Source organism: Acidovorax sp. KPB24-07, assembly GCF_057543315.1.
The window spans coordinates 1-2,907 of sequence record NZ_BAAJYS010000402.1 but is presented as its reverse complement, the minus strand read 5'-3'; the positions used below and the strand labels follow the sequence as shown (position 1 = coordinate 2,907).

Here is a 2,907-nt window from a genome sequence, read left to right as displayed (position 1 = left end):
GGTGGCCATCGTGCTGGCCGGCCTGGTCGGCTTCAAGCTGCTGCCCCTGTCGGCGCTGCCGGAGGTGGACTACCCCACCATCCAGGTGCAGACCCTCTACCCCGGGGCCAGCCCCGAGGTCATGAGCCGCACCGTGAGTGCGCCGCTGGAGCGCCAGTTCGGGCAGATGCCGGGGCTGGCGCGCATGTCGTCCACCAGCGCCTCGGGCGTGTCCATCGTCACGCTGCAGTTCGGCCTGGGGCTGGCGCTCGACGTGGCCGAGCAGGAGGTGCAGGCCGCCATCAACGCCGGATCGTCGCTGCTGCCCACCGACCTGCCCGCGCCGCCGGTGTATGCCAAGGTGAACCCGGCCGATGCGCCGGTGCTCACGCTGGCCGTCAGCTCCGACACGCTGCCGCTCACCGAAGTGCAGAACCTCGTGAACACGCGCCTGGCACAGAAGATGAGCCAGGTGCCCGGCGTGGGCCTGGTCAGCCTGGCCGGCGGGCAGCGGCCGGCCGTGCGCATCCAGGCCGACACCAAGGCGCTGGCCTCGTACGGCATCGGGCTCGACACCTTGCGCACGGCCATCACCTCGGCCAACGCCAACAGCGCCAAGGGCAGCTTCGACGGGCCGCAGCGCTCCTACAGCATCAACGCCAACGACCAGCTGGTGACGGTGGCCGACTACAAGAACCTCATCGTCACCTGGAAGAACGGCGCGCCCGTGCGCATGACCGACGTGGCCCGCGTGGTGGACAGCGCCGAGAACAACCGCCTGGGCGCCTGGGCCAACGAGACCCCGGCCATCATCCTGAATGTGCAGCGCCAGCCGGGCGCCAACGTGATCGCCACGGTGGACAACATCAAGAAGCAGCTGCCCGAGCTGCAGGCCGGGCTGCCCGCCTCGCTGAAGGTGGAGGTGCTGTCGGACCGCACCACCGGCATCCGCGCATCGGTGCACCACGTGGAGATGGAACTGGTGCTGGCCGTGCTGATGGTGGTGCTGGTGATCTTCTTTTTCCTGCACAGCCTTCGCGCCACGGTGATCGCCAGCCTGGCGGTGCCGATCTCGCTCATCGGCACCTGCGGCGTGATGTACCTGCTGGGCTACAGTCTGAACAACCTGAGCCTGATGGCGCTCACCATCGCCACCGGGTTCGTGGTGGACGATGCCATCGTGATGATCGAGAACATCGCCCGCTACATCGAGGAGGGCGAGCCGCCGTTCCAGGCCGCGCTCAAGGGCGCCACGCAGATCGGCTTCACCATCATCTCGCTCACGGTGTCGCTGATCGCGGTGCTGATTCCGCTGCTGTTCATGAGCGATGTGGTGGGTCGGCTGTTCCGCGAGTTTGCGGTGACCCTGGCGCTCACCATCCTGATATCGGCCGTGGTGTCGCTCACGCTCGTGCCCATGATGTCGGCGCGCTGGCTGAAACCCGAGCCGCCGCACGGCGAGCGGCGTGGCTTCGGCGGCGCGGTGCAGCGCGGCTTCGACCGCGTGATCGCGCGCTACGACATCTGGCTGCAATGGGTGCTGCGCCGCCAGGGCGCCACGCTGGTGGTGGCGCTGCTCACGATGGCGCTCACGGCGCTGCTGTACGTGGTGATTCCCAAGGGGCTCTTTCCCACGCAGGACACGGGCCAGCTGCAGGCGCGCGTGGAGGCCTCGCAGGACGTGTCGTACGCCCGCATGAGCGAGTTGCAGCAGGCCGCGGCCCGCGCCATCCTGGCCGATCCGGACGTGCAGTCGCTCAGCTCCTTCATCGGGGTGGACGCGGCCAACAACACCATGCTGAACGCCGGGCGCATGCTGATCAACCTGAATGCCGACCGCGACGGGCAGGAGGCCGTCATGCAGCGACTGCGCGACCGCGTGCGCGCCGTGGCCGGCGTGACGCTGTACCTGCAGCCCACGCAGGACCTGACCATCGACGCCGAGACCGGGCCCACCGAGTACCGCCTGTCGATCGGCGGGGTGGATTCGGCGCAGGTCAACGAATGGACGAACAAGCTGGTGGAGCGCCTGCGCACGGTGCCCCAGGTGCGCAACGCCACGTCGGATGCGGGCGCGCAGGGCCTGTCGGCCTACGTGGACATCGACCGCAACACGGCCTCGCGCCTGTCGGTCACGGCCAGTTCGGTGGACGACACGCTCTACAGCGCGTTCGGCCAACGCATCGTCTCCACCATCTTCACCGAGACCAACCAGTACCGCGTGATCCTGGAGGCGCAGCAGGAGCATCTGGACAGCCCAGAGGCGCTGGGCACCCTGCAGTTGCGCACGGGCGGCGGCACGCCCACGCCGCTGTCCGCCGTGGCCACCATCCGCGAGCAGCTCGCACCGCTGCAGGTCACCCGCGTGGCGCAGTACCCGGCCGCCACGCTGGGCTTCGACCGGGCTGAAGGCGTGTCGCTGGGCAACGCGGTCGATGCCATCCGCGCGGCGGCGCAGGAGATCGGCGTGCCGGCGGGGCTGTCGATGCAGTTCCTCGGGGCAGCGGGCGCCTACGAAAAATCGCTGTCCAGCCAGCTGTGGCTCATCCTCGCGGCCATGGTGTGCGTGTACATCGTGCTGGGCGTGCTGTATGAGAGCTACATCCACCCGCTGACCATCCTGTCCACGCTGCCCTCGGCCGGCGTGGGGGCCTTGCTGATGCTCATGGTGACGGGCAACGACCTGGGGGTGATCGGCATCATCGGCATCATCCTGCTGATCGGCATCGTCAAGAAGAACGCGATCATGATGATCGACTTCGCCATCGACGCCGAGCGCCAGCAGGGCATGGCCCCGCAAGAGGCCATCCACCAGGCGGCGCTGCTGCGCTTTCGCCCGATCCTGATGACCACGCTGGCCGCGCTGTTCGCCGCGTTGCCGCTCATGCTGGGCTGGGGCGAGGGGGCCGAGCTGCGCCGGCCGCTGGG

1 protein-coding gene is annotated in these 2,907 nt (G+C 68.8%); it reads left to right on the top strand.

Features of this window, described 5'->3' with window-relative positions:
• Nucleotide 1: 1 nt before the first annotated feature.
• On the top strand, nt 2–2,907 hold a 2,906-nt coding region (locus tag AC27IQ_RS21635; protein ID WP_487090741.1), incomplete at its 3' end, for an efflux RND transporter permease subunit.